The 21,596-nt window shown below is 42.6% G+C and carries 13 protein-coding genes; 9 read left to right on the forward strand and 4 right to left on the reverse strand.

Annotation, left to right across the window (positions count from 1 at the left end; all coding sequences use genetic code 11):
• Positions 1-27: 27 nt before the first annotated feature.
• Positions 28-825, forward strand: a complete 798-nt coding sequence (locus tag G626_RS0102050; RefSeq protein WP_022931130.1) for a hypothetical protein — start codon at positions 28-30, stop codon at positions 823-825.
• Positions 826-888: 63 nt separating this feature from the next.
• Here G626_RS0102050 and G626_RS0102055 read toward each other — a convergent pair whose 3' ends face one another.
• From G626_RS0102055 to G626_RS0102070, 4 genes are all read right to left on the reverse strand, one after another.
• Positions 889-1,683 (reverse strand): hypothetical protein, encoded by a 795-nt coding sequence (locus G626_RS0102055; RefSeq protein ID WP_022931131.1) that lies wholly within the window; start codon positions 1,681-1,683, stop codon positions 889-891.
• 105 nt (positions 1,684-1,788) lie between these two features.
• A complete protein-coding gene (locus G626_RS18170; RefSeq protein WP_022931132.1) occupies positions 1,789-2,901 on the reverse strand; it encodes a hypothetical protein in 1,113 nt (370 codons plus the stop codon).
• A gap of 148 nt (positions 2,902-3,049) precedes the next feature.
• On the reverse strand, positions 3,050-3,652 hold the full coding sequence (locus G626_RS0102065; protein ID WP_022931133.1) for a master DNA invertase Mpi family serine-type recombinase: 603 nt from the start codon (positions 3,650-3,652) through the stop codon (positions 3,050-3,052).
• Positions 3,653-3,772: 120 nt separating this feature from the next.
• Positions 3,773-6,583 (reverse strand): M16 family metallopeptidase, encoded by a 2,811-nt coding sequence (locus G626_RS0102070; RefSeq protein WP_081647475.1) that lies wholly within the window; start codon positions 6,581-6,583, stop codon positions 3,773-3,775.
• A gap of 183 nt (positions 6,584-6,766) precedes the next feature.
• Between G626_RS0102070 and G626_RS0102075 the strand changes: the two genes are divergently transcribed.
• From G626_RS0102075 to G626_RS0102110, 8 genes are read left to right on the forward strand one after another with little or no spacing between them, the layout of a single operon-like run.
• Complete coding sequence (locus G626_RS0102075; RefSeq protein WP_022931135.1) at positions 6,767-8,941, forward strand: DUF4954 family protein; 2,175 nt, start codon at positions 6,767-6,769, stop codon at positions 8,939-8,941.
• A 24-nt stretch (positions 8,942-8,965) separates the two neighbouring features.
• Complete coding sequence (locus G626_RS0102080) at positions 8,966-13,546, forward strand: 2-hydroxyacyl-CoA dehydratase (protein WP_022931136.1); 4,581 nt, start codon at positions 8,966-8,968, stop codon at positions 13,544-13,546.
• A gap of 24 nt (positions 13,547-13,570) precedes the next feature.
• Positions 13,571-14,935, forward strand: a complete 1,365-nt coding sequence (locus G626_RS0102085) for a hypothetical protein (protein WP_022931137.1) — start codon at positions 13,571-13,573, stop codon at positions 14,933-14,935.
• Positions 14,936-14,992: 57 nt separating this feature from the next.
• A complete protein-coding gene (locus G626_RS0102090) occupies positions 14,993-17,764 on the forward strand; it encodes a tetratricopeptide repeat protein (RefSeq protein ID WP_022931138.1) in 2,772 nt (923 codons plus the stop codon).
• A gap of 31 nt (positions 17,765-17,795) precedes the next feature.
• Positions 17,796-19,418: a hypothetical protein gene (locus G626_RS0102095; protein WP_022931139.1), complete on the forward strand. Its 1,623-nt coding sequence runs from the start codon at positions 17,796-17,798 to the stop codon at positions 19,416-19,418.
• A gap of 40 nt (positions 19,419-19,458) precedes the next feature.
• A complete protein-coding gene (locus tag G626_RS0102100) occupies positions 19,459-20,070 on the forward strand; it encodes a MotA/TolQ/ExbB proton channel family protein (RefSeq protein ID WP_022931140.1) in 612 nt (203 codons plus the stop codon).
• A gap of 9 nt (positions 20,071-20,079) precedes the next feature.
• Positions 20,080-20,493 (forward strand): ExbD/TolR family protein, encoded by a 414-nt coding sequence (locus G626_RS0102105; RefSeq protein WP_022931141.1) that lies wholly within the window; start codon positions 20,080-20,082, stop codon positions 20,491-20,493.
• Positions 20,490-21,557: a hypothetical protein gene (locus G626_RS0102110; protein WP_022931142.1), complete on the forward strand. Its 1,068-nt coding sequence runs from the start codon at positions 20,490-20,492 to the stop codon at positions 21,555-21,557. The genes G626_RS0102105 and G626_RS0102110 overlap by 4 nt, the downstream gene beginning before the upstream one ends.
• Positions 21,558-21,596 lie beyond the last annotated feature (39 nt).

The raw sequence follows: 21,596 nt of genomic DNA on the forward strand, positions 1-21,596 counted from the left end.
TATAAATAATAAAAGAATGGAGTAATAATGAAAAAAACAATTATTTATTCATGTTTATTAGCTGTTATAACAATTTTTATTTCTTGTGGTACAACAAAAGAAGTGCAAAGTACCCCAGATTCTTATATAAATGAAGATGAAATAACACCTGCTTTAGAAGAAAACGCAGAGTCTTCAACAGGCACAAAAAAAACAAATGCTGGAAGAAAGAAAAAAAATGCAATCGAAGATTTTTTTACACTCGGCAACAAAGATGACTATATAATTTACGATGATACAACTGTTTTTTCAAAAGAACTGTCAGGAATGAAAGAAAAAAAGGCAAAAATGGTTATTCGTTATGATAATCATATGGCAGGTTTTGGGAGCTTTAATTCTGGAGTTTTTTACTATGTACAATTTGATGCTGAAAATCGAAAAAAGTTTGCAAATGCAGTAAATAAATATTTTGATGATTTTGAAAATAAACGTCTTCAGCGTAATGGAAGACATACAGAAAGAACATATGGAAAAATTAATTACATGATAAATTGGGGACAAATCAGTTCCTTAACCCCTGCAAATGGGACTGGAGAAGGCTATTGCGGGTATGAATTCGAAAAAGGTTCTCCATATTTTACAATTTCTAATTTTCCATTCAAAAACGACTACTATGAACGAGCTGGAGATGCAACATCAAGGGAATCTCCATCATTAAAGTATTACTTTACCCGATCTCAGTTAAAAAAATTGCTCGAATTAATGTCAGAAGAAACAATTGCTAAACAGATTGCGGAAAATGATTTTGATTATTCCTCAATTTCAACTGAGGCCGACGAGTATTAAAACCAATCCAAAATAAAGAAGGCTGCCCGTTTGGACAGCCATTTCTGTTTTTTGAGTAATTACTTAATACTCATCGACCTCGGTTGGGGCCCGCATGTAGCCGTTATCAACGAGCTGGGCATTGATTTTGTCTTCGGAGAGAAGTTCTACCAGCTGTTTTATCTGAGCTTTTGTAAAATAATAATGAAGCTGATGAGATTCTCTAGTTACGGAATCGCCAATGATGTCGAAGGCATCGTTGTAGAATGGATAGTTACTTATAGTGAAATATGGAGAACCCTTTATGAATTCATAACCAACGTAACCAGAACCTTCTCCGTGATTAGGAGTAGAAGAGCTTAATGTTCCCCAGTCCAGACGATAGCTGATTTTACCGTAAGCACGTTCTGTATGATTACCCTTTCGCTGCAGATTCTTGTTTTCAAAATCCTGCAGATATGCTTCCATAGCTTCTGCAAGTTTTTTTCGGTTTGTTTCATCAAACTGAACGATATAATAAACTGTTCCATAATAGCAGCCATAACCTGCTTTTTTATCATTTGGGCGAACTAAAATAGTAGCTCTCTTTTCTTTTAATCCAAATTCTTTTACAAAAACAGATGATTCATCATATTTAATGTAATCATCACGGTTTCCGTAAGTAAAAAATTCTTCTAAAGCATTCTTTTTCTTTGGTGTTACTGGTGTATTTGAAGCAGCAGGAGATGAGGTTACTTCTTCTCCCTCTGCATTTATTTCTAAATCAGGTGAATCGTTATAAGTATCGCTTGCAGTTACGTTATTTTTTGAACTCTGACAAGCAGAAAATATAATTGAGGTTGAAAGTAATGAAATTAAAAAGACTTTGTTTTTTTTCATAATTAATCCTGTTTGATAGATTGTCGGGTCAAGCCCGACAATGACACATTATAAAAAAAGGGCTGTCCGTTGAAGGGCAGCCCTTTATGTTAGACTAAAAGTCTATTAGAAGTTAACCTTGAAATTAACTGGTACAGAGATATCAACTTTCTTAGCAATATCGAACTTTACTGCAATTTCGTAGTCCATGATAGATACCTTGCTTGTGAAACCAGGTTTGATTGTGCAAGAGAAATCATCTGCCATCAAGTCAGCATCTTTGAAGTAGAGATATACAGTTCCTGCATCGAGTGTATAAGAAACCTTAGCAAGTGCGAGAAGGTCCATTGTTCCTTTTTCAATTTTCTCAAGATTATTTGCCTTCCACTGTACATATGCCTGAGCGTTCAATGCATCCTGAGCGAATACTACGTCTGCATCAACACCAAGACCGTTTACATCGTCTGCACCTTTGTAGAATGCTACATCAGCGAAGATTGTAAGAGGGTCGAATGTGTTCTTGTAACCAGCACCGATAGCGAGGTCTTTGAATGTGTTCTTAGCATCGAACATAGCAGAGATTGTTCCGAAGTCAGCTGAGTACTGAGCGTAAAAATTGAATTCACCAACTGATGCATCTGGATCAGCAGCACCATTAACAGCTGCTTCTGCCTTTTTACCAGCTTCCTCAATTTCAGCCTTTGATTTATACTCTTCTTTTGCCTTTGCTTCAGCCTCTTCTTTTGCCTTTTTAGCAGCAGCTGCCTTCAAAGTTTTTCCGTCCTGGAACCAGTATGTACCATTTCCAGAAACTACAGAGAATGTCATTGAGAATGCGTCAACATTTACATCCAAAGATGCACCGAAGCTATCATAGTTGATAAGGCGTCCACCGTAATCAATTGTTTCAACGTTCATTGACTTATCAATTGTACCGAGGTTTACCTTAAGCATATCCATTGGCTTGAACCAGATTGCCCACTTGCCAGTTTCGAATGCATTGCTTTCGTTATCTGTGAACTTGAAAGTTCCACCAGCTCTGTCATCAGAAATTGTCAAAGTAAGTGGTGCCTGCCAGAAGTGATTTGCGTTCTTAAGCATAAGAGCCTTAGCACTTTCTGAAGTGCCGTTGTAGTTAAACAAATCTCCTTCAAGTCTTACACCAGCTGTGAGATCTGCTGCAAATACAGAAGTAGCAAGAACTGCTGCTGCTGCGAAAATTCCAACGATTTTTTTCATTTGAAAAAATCCTCCCTTTTTTTCGAAGGGAGGTGTTTCACGCAGAATGTTTCACGGGGGGACGGTGGTTTCGATACATTTGCTTCGCAAACACTCAACCACCGTATGTGAATGTTTGCTTCGCAAAGGCTCAACCACCGTATTTCTTTTATAAATGAATATTTTTTTTCTTCAGGTAGAGGTAGAGCGTAGAAGGGGAGACGTTTAGCTGTTTGCTGATGAGGGTTTTGGGGTAGCCTTCGTGCAGCATCATTCTGATTTTGTATTCGCAGCCGGAAAGTTTGTAGTGGGAGTTGAGTTTGCCTTTTGGGCGGCCGAGTTTTACGCCTTCTGCCTTTTTGCGTTGAAGAGCCTCTTTTGTGCGCTGGGAAATGAGGGATCGTTCAATTTCTGCAGAAATGGAGAAGGCAAAGGCGAGGACCTTGCTGGTAAGGTCTTCGCCAAGTTTGTAGCGCTCTTTAACTGTGTAAATGATTACGCCGCTTTCCATGAGAATGTTGAGAATGGACATTATCATAAACATATTGCGGCCCAGACGGGAAAGTTCGGAGCAGATGATTATGTCGCCTTTTCTGGTTTTGCTGATAAGTTTGCCGAGGTTGCGCTTGTTTGGAGCTACAGTGCCGCTTATTGTTTCTTCAATCCAGGACTCAACGTGGAGTTTACTTTTTTTAATAAATCGATTGATTTCGAATCTCTGGTTTTCTACAGTCTGTTTGTCTGTACTTACTCTGATGTATCCGTAAATCATAAAGCCTCCTTGGGATAATCACTATGTCATGCTGAACTTGTTTCAGCATCTTTACATAGATTCCGAAACAAGTTCGGAATGACGGTCTGTGTTTATCCCCAAAGCTTTATTGTGGATTTATTATTTTTTAGAATCAACCGAGTAGATTCTGGACGGTGCGATTACAGGGAAGTATTCCATTATTTCAAGATAATCCTGAGCAGTAGCGGTCTGAATATAATTGTATTCGGTCAGGTACCATTGAGGGGCTGCCTGATTTGTAAAAACTTCCAGTCCTTTTTGCATAAGAAGGGCAGTGCCGGTGTTTGAAGAGGTTTGAGCCATTTCTTTTTGAATCCAGGTGTTTTTGATTTCGCGGATTATTGTTTCATTTGCCTGGAGGCGGAGCATCTGGTCTTTTGTGCTCTGAATAAGGCTTTTATATTGTGCATCCAGTTCACGGGTATGGGCTACATTTTGAATGGTGATAGAACTGAAATTTAATGAATTTCGTGGAAACCGAAGAGTTACCGGATTATTTTTTTCGAGTTTTGCTCCAAGATAGCACAAAAGTGCGTTATAAAGGGCTGCCTGCCTGCTGCCTGGAGCTGGAGCCTTATTTACATAGATTACCGGGTCTAAAAATTCTGTTGTTGGAATGAGAACTGCCGGCTGGGGACCTGCTTTTTCGGCTGGAATATCGGTTAAGAAGGTGTGGCGGAGTTGAACTGTCAGATTTTTTGCGGAATTGAAGTCTGCTTCAGCTGATGTGACAGATCCTTCAGTTTTTTCTGTATTTTTTTCTGATTTTTGTGCTGCAAGCTGGCCAAGGTTTTCTTCCAGAAGACTTTGAAGATTTTCATGAAGGGCTCCGCAGACTATAACTGAATAGCGTGAAGCATTGAGCATTGCAGGGTAGGCTGCAAGAATCTTTGTGTAGTCTGTTTCCAGTAAGATTTCCTTTTCTGCGTCGAATACAGAATCTATGCTGCCTTTTCCATAAGCTTTCCGGATAAAAGCACTGTAGAGCTGGTTTGAAGCCGTACCGTTTTCCAGTCGTTTTCTGTATTTTCGTGCAGAAACTGCTCTGTCTGCATCAGCTGGAGCAATTTCGCCGTATACTATTGCCTGATAAACTGATTGTAAAACGGCATTTGTGTCTTCTTCATCAAATTCTATAATTATTTTGCCTGTAGAGAGGTCTGTTTCGGAACTTACATAAAAAGCACCGGTTATAAGACCTTCAGACTGGGCGCTCCTGAGCTTTTTTTGAATAAGGGTGGCAGTAAGATTTACCATTACCTCTTCAAAACCATTGTCGTCTGCAGAATTGAATTTTCCACCGGCAATGGAAAGAATCATAGAGGTCTGTTCTGAAAGTGGATTTTGTTTTGTATAAACACGGATTCCGTTTGAAAGGGTGAAGTTAGACATAGAATCCAGATTTTTCTGATAGTAGCTGTTGTCGTCGGCAATCGACTGGGTGGTGTAGAGTTTTTGAACATTTTGTGTCTGTGCTTCGGTCAGGGAATCTTTATAAATCTGCTGTACATACCAGGATGCGTTTTTTTCTGTGATTTCTTCGAAGCCTGCTGCGGCGTAGGCCTTTTTGTTTGCTTTATAGTCTTTGCTGTTTATGATTACAAAAACAAAAGGTTCTTCGCTCTGGAGTTGAGAAAGACTTTCGCTTAATGTACTGGCATGAAGTTTTTCTGGCCGGCTCATAAGCTGTGCCGCAGTCATTGAATTAAAGCCTTCTGGCTCGGTTTCTTCATTTTGAGCATAAGGCTGAACAGCCCAGAATTCCGCCAGGGTATGCATGAGTTCAGAAGGAAGATTTGCCGTACGATTGAGACTGTAGACCAGCTGGTTTTTTGCATATTCGTACTCCTGCGGGTCTACAAGCTGGGGAATCAAAGAAATCTGCTTTAAGAAAAGTTCAGCCTGTTTAAAGGAGTTAGTAGCTGCTGCCTTTTTCTTATCTTCCGGAGTCTGTAAAAGAGTTTGAATGATAAGGCGGGAAGAGTCTTTTTTGTGGGCGGCTGAAACATTTATGTATTCATCGCCGGGAATATTGAGCTCTTCAAAACTCAAGACCTGCTGCTTAAAAAGGGAACCTTCGTAGCCAAGGGCAAGGGCCATTAAATCAGCCTGCTCCATATCCAGCATTGTATATTGAATTACAAGCTGGGTAAGCTCCGGAGAAATCTCGCTGGAGTGGAGAACGTATTTTCTATGATGATTTACAGGCAGGGCAGGCTTTTCTACGGGAGTTCTGAAGTTAGAATAAAAACGGCCAAAGCTGTTTCGCAGCATGAGCAGGGTGTGTTCTGTATTAATGTTACCGCAGATAAAAATGGCGCTGTTTTTTGGGGTATACCACTGTTCGCTTATTTCTTTTATAACCGTGCGGGCTGTTTTTTCGCTGGTTTTGCGGAAAACAGGAGGGTAAATGCCAGAATCGTGTTTCCACGGTGCTGCTGAAAAAACACGGGAATCAATTGCGGCGTTTATACAAACCGACATGGAGTCTTTATTGTCGTTTACTTCTTTTTTGAGGGCGTTAAGCTGACTTCGTAAAAGTTCATCGGTAAAATCCGGATTAAAAAGGGCTTCTGAAAGATTAAAAAGAATGTCGCTTACCTGCGAAGGACTTGCTTCTATATAATAGCGGGAAGAATCGGCATTGCACTGAACATCTGCAAAGTTTATAGAAGGATTTGCAGCCTGAATCAGGCGGGTAAAAAGCTTAAAAAAGCCATTTGTGGTCTGAGTTTGCGAAGAAAAACCTGCCCGGCAGCTGTATTCGATATGTACCTGGGCGTCTGTGGAATCTTCCAGAAGAAAAACCTGCATGCCGTTTTCGAGGGTGTATTCCTGCACCTGATTTACCGGGGAAGAGAAAAGGGGTACGGCGAGGAGAAAGGGTAATAATATCAAAATTCTTCGCATATTTAATCCGGTGGTTGAGTAGACACGTAGTGTCGTATCGAAACCACATTGTAGAGTGCTCTTTTATGGTGGTTTCGATACGCCCTTTGGGCTACTCAACCACCGTTATCATTATTTGAATTTATTCTATCATATAAATATTTTACTTTCCACTTTTTGCAATATAGGTTAAACTGAATTATTATGGTTAAAATTGAAAAGCCTGCAGATTATTCTAAAGTTGTAGTTCCTGCAGAATTATTACAAAATAAACGCCGTCTCACACCAGCCGAAATAGAAATCCTGGAAAAAAATCTGAATCATAATGACGATCCAAGCTGGAGTAATTTTTACGTAGACGATTCAGAAGATGGCTTTGATCCTTCATTAATTCATCTTTCATTCTTTTCGGGTTATGTTGTTCTTGGAAAACTTCAGAATCTTGTTCTCAAATATAACGACCTTAGACTTCAGTGTGGTATCCGCCGTTCTAAGGTAAGTAATACAGTTACCGGTGACTTCTGTGTAATCCGTAATGTATTTTATCTGGATAATTACCGTCTTGGTAACAGGGTAATCCTTTTTAATATCAACGAAATGAGCTGTACCAACCATGCAAAGTTTGGTAACGGTATTTTGAAGAAGGGGGAACCGGAAGAGCACCGCGTATGGATTGGTGTTGCAAACGAAAACGAAGGCCGTAAAATTCTTCCTTTTGAAGATTTGATTCCGGCAGATGCCTATCTCTGGTCTCATTACCGCGATGATGCCGAGCTCTTAAAGCGTTTTGTTGAGCTTACAGAATCCGGAGTTTCTCATGAGCTTGATACCTACGGAATTGTTGCCGATGACGCTGTAATCAAAAATGTAAGCATTATTAAGGATGCAAAAATCGGTCAGGCAGCCTATATCAAAGGTGCCTTTAAGCTTAAAAATATTACCGTTCTTTCTTCCGAAGAAGAAGCTTCGCAGATTGGCGAAGGTGTAGAAATGGTAAACGGTATTATGGGCTATGGCTGTAAGGTCTTTTATCAGGCAATTGCCGTGCGCTTTGTCCTTGGCCGCAATTGTCAGGTAAAGTACGGTGCCCGTGTTCTGAACTCTGTGCTCGGAGATAACTCAACCGTTTCCTGCTGCGAAATCTTAAATAATCTTATTTATCCTTTCCATGAACAGCATCATAACTCTTCATTCCTGATTGCTACAACTGTAATGGGACAGAGTAATATTGCGGCCGGTGCTACAATCGGTAGTAACCATAACAGCCGTTCGCCTGATGGTGAGATTTTTGCAAAACGCGGTTTCTGGCCGGGACTTTGCAGTGACTTTAAACATAATTCCCGCTTTGCTTCCTTCGTACTTGTTTCTAAGGGCAGCTATCAGTATGAGCTGGATATTCCTTATCCTTTTGCTCTGGTTGCTCCGGGAAATAACGGCTCTCCTAAAATCTCTATTATTCCTGCCTGGTGGTTTATGTATGATATGTTTGCCATCACCAGAAATAAAGATAAATTCCTTAAACGAGACAAACGTAAGAAGAAGGTACAGATAATAGAAACAGATCCTCTTGCTCCGGATACAATGCAGGAGATAATGACCGCACTTGACCGTATAATTGGCCTTACAGCCGGCTATTTAAAATCAATTAATGATGAATATATGGAAGGAAAGCTTACTGCAGAAGAACAGTATCAGGCTGCCAAGGACTACCTTCATCAGAATACAGAAGCAGATTTTACACTTGAAGATTCAATCTGTCAGAAAAAATATGGTGCAGTAATTTATAAACCGGTTCAAGCTTACAAGATGTATCGCAAAACTGTAAAGTATTTTGCTACCCGTACCCTTATGGATTTCTGCCAGGACTTGAATCAGGAAATGCTTACACATGAACTGGTTGACCGGATTCGTAAGCTGCCTCTTTACACCGAATGGGAAAATGTGGGTGGCCAGATTATTCCGTCAGAAAAAATCCGTGAGCTTTTTGAAAATATCAAAAATGGCAGCATAAATAACTGGGAATCGGTTCATCAGTTCTATAATCTTTGTAACTGTGCTTATGAGCAGTACAAGGTTCGTTATGCCCTTTATCTTCTTGAGCAGCTTTATTCCCGCCCGATTGAAGAATTCTCTGTAGATTTATACCGCAATATTACAGATGACGTTTCTATTGTGGCTTATGATATTTACAATGCTTCTTTGAAATCTCGCGAAAAGGATTATACCGATTATTACCGCAATATGGTTTACCGCAGCGAAAAAGAAATGGATGAAGTTATCGGCCCTCTGGAAGATAATTCCTTCCTGCTTAAACTTCGTAAAGACACTGCAGATTTTACAACAAAAATCAGGGAAATGTTTGTCGGTTTGACTAAGTAGGGGATAACCGTTAAAATCTATTGTATGAGTGAAAAGACTTTACTGCCGATAAGGCTTGGTATAGATGTTGGTTCCACAACTGTTAAGGTTGCGGTTCTTGATGATGATGACAAACTGATTTATGGTGACTATCAGCGTCACCGTGCAGATATTCGCAGCACAATTATTGCTGTAGTAAATAAAGCGCTTGATTTTTTGGAGCAGAATGTAGAGGGAGGTTCGGCTCGTACAATTACCGCAAAGGTAACCGGTTCGGGCGGTCTTTCTGTTTCTCAGTGGCTGAATATTCCTTTTATTCAGGAAGTTATTGCGGCTACTACTTCTGTAAAAAAGCTGATTCCTCAGACTGATGTTGTAATTGAGCTTGGCGGTGAAGACGCTAAGATTACTTATTTCCGTGGCGGTGTAGAGCAGCGTATGAACGGTACCTGTGCCGGTGGTACTGGTGCCTTTATTGACCAGATGGCAGCCCTGCTCGAAACCGATGCAATGGGACTGAATGAGCTTGCAAAGGGTATGCAGCAGATTTACCCGATTGCGGCCCGCTGTGGTGTATTTGCCAAAACTGATATTCAGCCTTTAATTAACGAAGGCGCCCGCCGCGAGGATATTGCGGCTTCTATTTTTCAGGCTGTTGTGTCGCAGACTATTTCCGGCCTTGCCTGTGGTAAGCCGATTCGCGGTCACGTTGCCTTCCTTGGCGGACCTTTGCACTTTTTGGATCAGCTGCGCCAGCGCTTTATTGAAACTCTTAAGCTTAAAGATGATGAGATAATCGTTCCTGAGGATAGCCAGCTTTTTGTGGCTTCGGGTTGTGCTTTTGGTGCCGAGCGTAAGTTTAATACGGTGGTTGAGCCTGTCGAAACCACCAGTGATTCGAATTCTGGGGTGGTTTCGATACGGCCTGCGGCCTACTCAACCACCGGTGACTTCCATTTCCCTACAATCACCGAGTTCCGCGATAATCTTAAAAATCTTGTAGGTGCTGAGCTTAGCGAAGTTCAGCGTCTTGAGCCGCTCTTCAAAAATCAGGCAGAGCTTGACGAGTTTGAAGTTCGCCACAGCGAGCAGAAGGCTAAGCGCGGAGACTTGAAAAAGACTCACGGACCTGTTTTCCTTGGTCTGGACTCTGGTTCTACAACAACTAAGGCTTGTTTGATAGACAAAGACGGCCGCATTATCTGGGACTTCTACGCTCACAATCAGGGTAATCCGGTTGAGCTTGCAGTTCAGGTTCTTAAAGACTTATATGCTCAGCTTCCTGAAGATGTATATATTGCCCGTGCAGTTTCTACCGGTTATGGTGAAGCTCTTTTCCAGGCAGCACTTGGCGTAGACTCCGGTGAGGTTGAAACAATCACACACTTCCGTGCCGCTAACTTCTTTGTTCCTGGCGTTGAGTTCTTACTGGATATCGGTGGTCAGGATATGAAGTGTCTCCGCATGAAGGACGGTGCAATCGTAAGTATCCAGCTGAACGAAGCATGTTCTTCTGGTTGTGGTTCCTTCCTTGACAACTTTGCCAACACCATGGGCATGGACGTAAAAGAGTTCGGTAAGATTGCTTTGATGGCCCAGAAGCCTGTAGACCTTGGTTCCCGCTGTACTGTATTTATGAACAGCCGCGTTAAGCAGGCTCAGAAGGAAGGTGCTTCTGTTGCAGATATCGCTGCAGGTCTTTCTTATTCTGTAATCAAAAATGCCCTCTTCAAAGTAATCAAACTTCGCAAGGCAAGCGACATAGGTGAAAAGGTAGTAGTTCAGGGTGGTACCTTCTTTAATGATGCCATTCTCCGTGCCTTTGAAAAAATTGCAGGTGTTCAGGTTTATCGCCCGGATGTTGCCGGCCTTATGGGTGCTTATGGTTCTGCCCTTATTGCTTACGACCAGTGGCAGGATCTTATGATGCCAAAGCCTGGCGAGCCGGAAGATACAGTTCATGATGTTCGTTCTGGCATTGCAACTCTTGAGCAGCTGGAAAACTTCCACGTAGACCTTGAGCTCCGCCGCTGCGGTAAGTGCCAGAATAACTGTCTTCTTACAATTAATACCTTCTCAACCGGAGACGAAAAACGAACCTTCATTACAGGTAACCGCTGCGAAAAGGGTGCTGAGCTTGAAGGTAATGTAATTGACGCAAGCAACAAAAAGAATACCGGACTTGATGACGATGACGCAGGTCCATTACCAAATCTTTTTGAATGGAAATACAAGAGACTTTTCAACTACGTGCCTCGTAAGCCGGAAGATGCTCCAATGGGAGACGTTGGTATTCCGCGAGTTCTCAATATGTATGAGAACTACCCGATGTGGTTTACTTTCTTTAACGAGCTTGGCTTCCGCGTAATTTTGAGCCAGCGTTCAAGCCGTAATGTTTACGAAAAAGGTCTTGAAACAATTCCTTCTGAATCTGTCTGCTACCCTGGAAAAATCAGCCATGGACATGTGGTTTCACTTTTGCAGCGTGGCGTTAAATTTATTTTCTATCCTTGTGCACCTTATGAGCACCAGGAAGATGCGGGTGCCGGTAACCACTATAACTGTCCTATCGTAACAAGTTATCCGGAAGTTCTGCGCAACAACGTAGACGAGCTTCGCCAGGATCCGACAGTTACTTATATGGATCCATTCCTTCCTATTTATGATAAGAAAGCACTTGCAGAACGCCTTTGCGAAGAGATGCAGAAAAAGTTCCCGAGTCTTACCCGAGATGCAATTTTTGCCGCTGTAGACAAGGCCTGGGCAGAGCAGGAAAAATTCCGTGAGGAAGTGCGCCAGAAGGGTGAAGAGGCTCTCGAAGAAATCATTACAAAGGGCGGAAGCGGTATTGTACTTGCCGGACGTCCTTATCACCTGGACCCGGAAATTAACCATGGTATTCCTGAGATGATTAACGGGCTTGGACTTGCCGTTCTTACAGAAGACTCTGTTGCTCACCTTGGAAATATTGAACGCCCTCTGCGTATTATTGACCAGTGGGTTTACCATAACCGTCTTTACCGTGCCGCTCAGTTTGTAAGCGAGATGCCGTCGCTTGAACTCGTGCAGCTCACTAGCTTCGGCTGCGGTCTCGACGCCGTAACTGCAGACCAGGTAGACGAAATCCTTCGTGCCAAGAGCCGCATGTACACTCTTATCAAAATTGATGAGGGAAGTAACCTGGGCGCGGTTCGTATCCGTATCCGCTCTCTTATTGCAGCAGTAAAAGAACGACGCCGCAACAAGACTAAGCCTGTAATCAAATCTTCAGCTTATAACCGCGTAATCTTTACAGAAGAGATGCGCAAGAACTATACAATCATCGGCCCTCAGATGTCGCCGATTCACTTCAGAATTCTGGAAAAGGCCTTTGCTGCCTGCGGCTACAACTTTGTTGTTCTCGATGCCGTAGACCCTAAGGCTGTAGAAGCCGGACTTAAGTATGTAAATAACGACGCTTGTTATCCGTCACTGCTGGTAGCCGGTCAGATGATTTCTGCCCTGGAAAGCGGTAAGTATGACTTAGACAGAACTGCCCTTATTATCACACAGACCGGTGGCGGCTGCCGTGCAACTAACTACATCGGCTTTATCCGCCGTGCCTTAAACGATGCGGGCTGGGGACACATTCCTGTTCTGTCACTTTCTGCCCAGGGCTTTGAAAAGAATCCTGGCTTTAAGATTAATTTCCCTCTGATTGATAATCTTGTTAAATCAATTATGGTGGGCGATGTGTTTATGCGCGTGCTTTACCGTACCCGCCCTTATGAGGCAGTGCCGGGCAGCGCAAATCAGCTTTACGAAAAATGGAATGCCCGTGCAGAAGCACTTTTCTCAAAGCGAGTTTCTAACCATGACTACAATAAACTGATTAAGGGAATCATCCAGGATTTTGATAAGCTTCCTCTTAAGCCTATTAAAAAGCCACGCGTTGGTGTAGTTGGAGAAATCCTTGTAAAGTTCCATCCGACTGCAAACAATCAGATTGTTGAAACAATTGAACGCGAGGGTGCTGAGTGTGTAATGCCAGACCTTGCAGACTTCTTCTTCTATTCATTCTCTGATGATATTATCCGTCACAGAGATTTGAAGTTCACAAAGAAATCTGCTCTTATTGCAAGACTTCTTGTATGGGGCCTGGACCTCTACCGCAAGAAGATGATTAAGTACTTAAAGCGCAGCCGTCGTTTTGAAGCTCCTTCTTCGATTTACGAATTGATGAAGGGAGTTGATGATATCGTACAGCTTGGTAACATGACCGGAGAAGGCTGGTTCCTTACTGCCGAAATGGTAGAGCTGATTCACGAGGGTGCTCCAAGCATTGCCTGCGTTCAGCCTTTTGCCTGCCTTCCAAATCACGTTACCGGAAAGGGGATGATTAAGGAATTGCGCCGCCGCTTCCCGGAAGCAAATATCAGCGCAATCGACTACGATCCGGGCAGCTCTGAGGTAAATCAGCTTAACCGTCTTAAGCTTTTGCTTTCTAATGCGCCGGTTGGAAAACATCCGGATGAAGTTGAGAATAATATGATTCGTATGCCGGACGGAAGTCTTGTAAAAGCAGAAATCCGTCTTGCTGCCGGGGCAACAGACACTGACCCTGCCGGAGAGGCAATGAAGGCTTAGCTGCAGGGGTTGGGGGAGGAAAAATTGAAAAAACTGATTTGTCTGATTACTGCGTTATTTGCGCTGCTTCCGCTTTTTGCAGCTTATAACAGACTTGGAATTCCAGATTCTTCAGAAATCCGAGCAGGGCTTGAGGAAGTGTGGTTTACTGCACCTTTGAGTCAGGTTCGAATGAATGCCCCTGAAATCCGTGCGAATAACAACGGTGAAAAATTTCAGATTCGTCTGGAAGAAAATGAAACTACCTTTAATGTTTTTGTTTCTCCTAGAGCCCTCATAAAAGTAAATGTATTTTCCGACAAGGGAATGTATACCGAAGAGCAGGAGCTTTATCCTGGAGATGCGGCCGGCAGCTGGGTATTAATCCGCGATAAAAGAAACGGAAAGCCTTTGCGCATCCGCTACTACTTTTTGAAAAACAGCGAAGTATTTATTCAGTTTACTCCTCAGGGAAAAATTGCCCTGGCTGATCTTGTGATTTTTGGTCACTATGCAGCCCGAGGAGTTCCTACCGGAATGCCTTTTGAAAAATTCTATTCTGCTTCTTTTGAAGATGTAATGAATATTACAGAAACAAAGCTTCCATGGAATTATGTGCTCGCAGATCCTCAGCAATACAATGGAATAAAACAGATGATTGCTGTAATCCGTGAAAAACTGCCTTCAATAACAATTGCCCCGGATGCTATGTACGATGAATCCGGCGACCTGGTTCATATTTCGAATGGAAAAAAGTTTGAAAAAGCTGAAAGGGCTGACCTGCCGGAAAATAATATTATTCTTTCGTCTGCCGGCTTTGTAAAATGGATTGCAGATGGACTTGTTGAACCTATGTCTGGCGGCCTTTTAAAAAGAGATCCGCTTATCAAAGAAACCGTTGAGGTAAAGGACAACGGAAGACAGGGGGTTCTTTCTCAAAAGTATGATCTTTTCTTTTCTCTGAACTGGGTTAGAAACCTTGCTTCTGCGGTTGTTTCTGTTTATTCCGGAAAAAACTATATGTTTAATCAGTCTGGAGTTGATGTAACTGTAAATCCTTTTGCATCATCAATTACAGACAAGGGTGTTGCAAATACAGTTACCTTTGTTGAAAATTCCGGACATACAGTTGCAGTGCTTCCATCGCTGCTTTATGTGCTTGCCTCTACAGAGCCTGGTACACTTTACTTTGGAGCAATAAGAGGTACAGACAGAACTGTTTCGCCTGAAATTATGGCCTTTAATGAGTGTGTTGCCTTATTCCCTTACTTTACAGAGGACGGAGCTTTTGCCTGCTCTGTATTTATGAATGGCCGCGAAATGACACTTGAAAATTTCTGTTACTATTATGCAGATGACTTTGTTTATCTTACAAGGGTAAAATCGTCGGAGAGATTTTTCCCAAAATAGAATTGCTTTTGGTGGTTGAGTAGGCGAAGCCGTATCGAAACCACCGGTGTCTAAAATATGAAACGATTACTTACAACTTTACTACTTCTTACGGCTTCTGCCTTCTGCTTTGCGCAGGCAGAAACGGATGTGCAGCTTTTTAACGAAATAAAGCAGTCTTTTGATAATGGATTTTATCCTGGTGCAGTAACTGCGGCAGATAAACTTCAAAGCAGCTATCCCGAATCATCTTTTTTTCATTCAGCCTTAGCATATAAAGGCCAGGCTCTGATTTATATGGAAAATTATGATGAAGCCATAAGCTCTCTGGAGCAGGCTCTTTCCCGCATGCATTCCGGTTCTCCGGAAATTACCCGCTGTAATTATCTTTTGGGCCGTGCTTTTTTTGCTAAGAAAAAATATCCTGCAGCGCTTGAAAAATTTCATCTTGCCTGCAGCCTTGCCCTTACAAATAAAGATATGGAGTATTATGCTCCCTCTATTTTGTATTCGGGCCGTGCATTTTACGAGCTTGAAAAATGGAAGGAAGCAGCAGGGCCTTTTGAATATGTGACTGCCAATGGAAAACTTTTTGATTCAGCTGATTATGGCGAGGCAGTTCAAAAACTTTTTATCTCTTATAACAAAAGCGGAAATGCAGCAAAAACTGCTGCTCTTTTTAAGAAGTTACCGGAAGAGGGCTTTGAGCCGGCCGTTTATCTTTCTCTCTGTTTTTATTATGGAGATGCCTGCGCTGCATTAAAAAATAATGATGAAGCTTACAAGGCCTACAGCCGGGTTCTGGACAGCAGCAGTAAGAATATTCCCGGCATAAACAGCTTTTTGCTCAGGGTAGCAGTTGATGAATTTAATGCCGGAAATTATGAAAAAGCAGAAACTTATCTTTCTAAAATTGAGATTGAGGAAGATGGTGGAAATACAGAATTAAAGCTTTTCCGAAATCTTTACAAGGCAAAAATTCTTCTTGAGCAGGGGCAGGTTGCAGCCGCAGAAAAAGAACTCTCAGGTCTTGAGTCTCTGGCTAAAAAATCAGAAACTTCGGGTGCGGCAGATTCATATTATTCAACTCTTTTACAGTGTAAAATCCAGAGTGAAAAATGGGAAGAGATTCCGGGCCTTTATGGAAAAATAAAAAATCCGGGGCGCTCTGACCGTCTGGCAATATCATCATATTATTATAAAAAGAGCCAATTCGAAAAAGTGGACCCTATAAGCGGCGAGCTTTATGCTTCTGCCTTGTGTAAGCAGGGAAAGTATAAAGAGGCTTGTGACGAGTATAAAAAATTGATTGACGCGCAGGCTTCTCTGCAAGCCCCGTCTTTTGATTACGCACTTGCTCTCTTCCATTGCGGCCGCTATGACGAGGCTTTGAAAATTGCTGATGCAGCTGAATCTAATCAGAAGGATTATCTTTGCGGCCTTTGCCTGATAAATCAGAAAGTCTGGAAGTCTGCAGCAGACCGTTTTGCTTCTTACATCCGACTGCTTTCTGGAAAGTCCGAACTCAATAAGCTTGCCTATTATTATAAGGGCTATGCTGAATATAATCAGGCTCAATTCAAGGATTCGTATTCGTCTTTTGTAAGATACTGTATGGAAGAGGGGGGAGGTTCACAGACTGGCAGCTCCGCAGGTGCCGGCCTTGCCAGCCCATACATTCTCCGCAGCTACGAGTATGCTGTAAAATCAGCCCTGCAAACCGGCGACTTTAAAAACGCTTCGGTGCAGGCTGCAAATCTCGTACGTTATTCACCGGCCGGCCAGGCCCAGCAAAAAGCTGTGGTCCTCAGTGCCGAAATATTTACCGACTACGAAAACTACGATGCGGCAATAGAACTGCTTGCGCCATATACCAGTGGCCGCGACGATTTTGCGGCCCAAAGCATTTTCATGACTGCAAAAATCTATGAGCGTCAGAATAAGCTTGAGCGAGCAGACGAGCTTTACCGCCGCATTTATGAAGGCCTGCCGCGTTCTTCTTATGCGGAGGAGGCTATGTACCGGGCCGGCGAACTCTATTATACACACGGCGAATATTCACAGGCTTTCTCAAGATTTAATTCTTATATTTATAAGTACGCTAACGGCCGCTTCAGCGATGCGGCACTCTTTTACAGCGGAGAATGTGCCCTGCGTCTTGGAGAAAACGACCGTTGCGTAATGTTGAATAAGACTATGCTGCAGAAGTGGCCGCAAAGTGTTTATGCTTACGGCGCAAATAAAAATCTGCTCGAGGCTTATTATAAACAGGAAGATTATTCTCAGGCGTTGAGTATTGCCCGGGGAATGCTGCGAGATTTTGCCAAGCAGGCGGCAGATGATGAAATTGGAAAACGCGCAAGGGAGCTCGAGAAAATCGTTGGCGGTGTAGACCGCCGCGTTGCAGAAAAAGAGAGTGCTTTTGCTGCGGCCGGGGAGGCTGGCACTGTTGAAGGGCGCAGAGTGGGAACTGAGCTTGTGCGCCTGTATGCGGAAAGTCTTTCTACTCAGCGAGAAGCTTTTGAACTGGCGGAGCGTCTTTTTGCAAAACAGACCGGGGCCGGGGAGAGGGCGGATGCGGCTTACAACGCAGAGTTTATTGCGGAATATAGTCGAAAAAATGGAGAAAATAAAAAGGCTGCCCAGACCTATCTAAAGGCAGCTGAATATTATAGAAGCGTAAAAAATGAGGGTGGGGCGGCAGCAGCCCTTTATGGTGCGGCAGAAGCTTTTGCTGCAGAAGGACTCGCCGGCGATGCCCGTGAGACAGCTGCTCTTCTCAAAGAGCTTTATCCTCAGAGTATTCAGGCAGAGCGTGTTGACCGGGTAACCGGCCAGGCTCGTAACTAGAACGCAACTAGGACGCAAGCAGGAGATTTTTATGAAGTGTAATAAAAAATCAGTAATTATATTATCATCAGTTTTGATTGCCCTTGGAGGCGTAAATACAAATCTCTGGGCTCAGAATATTGAGCTGCCCGAAGTTACTACAGTTATTTCGGGAGATACAGAAAAGGCCGGTGCAGATGCACTTCCAGATTTTAGTGATGTTCTGAAACTACCGGTCGGTAGTGGAGACTTGCAGCCACAATTACCTCAGGAAGATTCAAGCGATAATACAGATATCGCTGCCGGTAAAGCTAAGCCTGTAGAAAAATCTGTTTATGCTGAAGGATTAATCGGCGGCGGATACCCTGCTTTCTTTACAGGAAATATTTCTGTTGCAAGAACAATTGGTGCAAGTCCTTTTAAGTTCAGCTTTGAACATGATGCAGCTTCAGGTTATGCAAAACATTCATTAACAGATGGCTTCAGTGACAGAACTACAAAACTTGCTCTTGAAAAGCAGTACAAAAAAAATCATCTTGAGTGGGGAGCATCCGGGTCTTATAAATCTGCTTCAGACGGTTTGCAGGGAAATCTTATTTTTGATGATTCTAAAATCGGACTCTTAAACCGCGATTTGTATAATGCCGGAGGAAATATTGCTTATTCTTTTGATAACGGTTTTTCTCTTGGAAGTGCTGCCACTGCAGATTTTTATAATCGCTATGCAGATATCGAATGTTCTCAGATTAAAACCGTAAGATACTTTTCTCTAGCTCCTTCTGTATTTTTCCGCTGGCAGGGCTATGGTTTTGATACCGGCTTTACAACAGATTATGATTTTGATAATGAGCTTACTGAAAATATTCTTTTCCCGAAAAGTCATCGTGCAAAATTTACAATTGATTTGCAGTGGAAAAATGACATTATCAGACTTTATGGTAATGCAGCTGCTGTAGTTGGAAAAAATATTATGGAGAATTCTGTTATTGTTCCATTCACTGTAGGTGTGGAATCTTCATTCCCTGTATATTTTGCTAACCGCCGGGTTTCAATTTCTGCAGAAGGTGGAATTGATTCTTATAAGCCTAAAAGCTTGGAGCTGGAAGAAAAATACAAGTTTACAAATCTGAACTGGAATCCTTCAGAAGTTTCAGAATGGTACGGTAAGTTTAATCTGAGTATTCCGCTTAAAGATTCCTTTACAGGAACTGCTGGTATTGAATACAGGCAGACTGCTTATGGCAATGGCAGATGGCAGCCGGCTTATGACGAAACTGCTGCAATCTATGGGTATAGTATAGATGATTATAAGGGACTTTCAACAGACTTTGGGCTTTCTTATCATCAGGGAATATTCGGAGTAAGCGGAAGCTGGCACTCAAACTGGATGGATGTAGCAGTCGGCGAAAATATTCAGACTGTAAAGCTTGATGTTAATGTTCAGGATGAAAATTCAAAATGGGGAGTTGATGTGAATTGTACTCTTCCGATTAATAAAGAAATGGAGACACCGCTTGTGAATGCAGAAGGCTTTGTTCGTGTGACACAGTCGGTGAGAGCAGTTCTTAGTCTTAATGATTTAATCAATCTGTATAAGGGCGAAACAAGAACTTATGCAGGAATATATGAGGGCAGGGGTGGTTCTGCTGCCTTGCTTTTAAAATTCGTATTTTAAGAGATTCCCCGGTCGAGCCGGGGAATGACATGGAGGATATATGTTTCAGACATTAAAATCAGGTGGACCGTTGATGATTCCAATTATCATCTGCGGAATTATTGCAACTTTTATTATTATTGAACGATGCATTTATTTTTTTAATATCAATAAGCGTGATGTGAAATTGATGAGTGATTTAGACGGTTCTCTTGCAGCCGGAAATTATGAGGCCTGCGCCGTTGCCTGTGCTCAGGCAGACACACCTCTTTCTCAGGTTGTTAAAAAGGCTATGGACTGCCGCCGTTATGAAGAGCATGATTTGCGTGAGGCTGTTGAAGCCGAGATGGACTTTGTTGTTCCCCGCCTTGAACATCTTTTAACTCCTCTTGGAACAATTGCAAATATTGCAACTTTGCTCGGTCTTCTGGGAACTGTAACCGGTAACATTAAAGCCTTTGGAGTTCTTGGTGCCGGCGGTTCAATGGGAGATCCTTCGCTGCTTGCAGGCGCAATCGCCGAGGCCCTTGTAACTACCGTTGCAGGTTTGTGTGTTTCAATTCCATCAGTTATTTTCCATAACTATTTCGTTTCGCGCGTAAACCGCCGTCTTGTTGAAATGGAAGCAAGAGTTACTTCTGTACTTTTGCGTCTCACAGGCCGTGTCCGATAGGAGCTGCTTATGAAACTTAAAACAAAGAGGGAAGGTATCCGCTCTAACGTGGATATGACCCCGATGATTGATATTGTATTTCAGCTGATTCTCTTCTTTCTGGTTTCTACAACCTTTGCAACCCTGCCGGGAATCAAACTGAATCTTCCCCAGAGTCATACTGCCGAGTCAACAAGTCTTATGGGAATTACGATTACGGCAGATAGTAACGGGGCTCTGTATTTTAATGATAAGGAAGTTTCCATGACCGGTCTTGGCGAAGAGCTTTTGACTTTTGATACCGGTACTACAAAGAAAGAAGAATTTCCTGTCTCGCTCGAAGCTGATTCAGAAGTAACAAACGGAACCATCGTAAAGATTTTTGATGTGATTCGTGAAAGCGGTTACTGTGTCATTAATTTAAGGACTACTGCAGAAAAATGATAAACTATAGAGGTAAGCCGCTTTTTGGCGAAGACAGTTCAGTTTCCAACACCAGCGAGTTTTTCGCAATTGCCGGCACCATACTCTTCTGGCTGCTTTTTTTGATTTTCTCTTTTGTGATTAAGCCGCAGCCGAAGAAGCAGTACAAGGAAGTGCAGATTGTGCTTTCTTCTACGCCTGTCGTGCAAAAAACTGAAGAAGCTCCGGCCCCGGCAGAAGCGGCGAGTGCGAGCGCAAGTGAGGCGAGCGTACAGAGTGAGCCTGCACAGGTTCAGCCGGTTATCGAAAATCCACCTGCACCAGCCGTAAAGGAAACTCCAAAGCCAGCTCCCAAAAAAGTTGAGACTCCAAAACCTAAGACCCAGCCGAAAAAAGAGCTTGCTCCCGCACCTCAAAAAACTGTCAGTGAACCGATTGAATATGCAGTAGACCCGATGGAAGCCTTTGCAAATCAAACAAAACAACAGCCTAAGAAAAATGTTGATTGGGATGCAATGTTTGCAGATGACGAACCTGAAGAAATTAATGAAAGTGCACAGACTCGTACAGTTCAGAATAATGCACCTGCCTTCTCAGGTTCGGCAGGAACTGCGGCTGCATCAGATTCTTCTAAAATAACAAGTACAAACTCGAATACCGGCAGTAAATCAAATACTGCATCAAGTTCAACTTCAAGTGCGCTTGAGGGAATTAAAAACTCTACTTTCAAAGGCAATGCTGCAAACGGAGTTCAGTCAGAAACATCAGCTAAAGCAAAAACAAGCGGCTCTGGCAAAGTAGAAATGGAAATGTCCAATGGTCGTTCCCGCGCACTTATAAGCCCTGCGAGCCCGGTAATCAATCTTACAGCTCCAGCTGCTGCTACAATCGATGCTTCTATAACAGTTTCTATTTCTTTCAGGGTAAATGAAAAAGGAAATGTTTCCGGTGTAACAATTAGTCCTTCCTCTGCTTTCAAGGATATTGTAAAGCAGGAAATTACAGGTCAGTTACTCGACTGGCTTTTTGAACCTGCAGACTATTCTGCAACTGCTACCTTTGAGTACAAGATTGTTAAAAAGTAAAAGTTAGCCAACAATTTTAAAGTTGACCATAATGTTTTC

The sequence above is a fragment of the Treponema bryantii NK4A124 genome (genome assembly GCF_000421345.1).
GTDB classification, from domain to species: Bacteria; Spirochaetota; Spirochaetia; order Treponematales; family Treponemataceae; genus Treponema_D; species Treponema_D bryantii_B.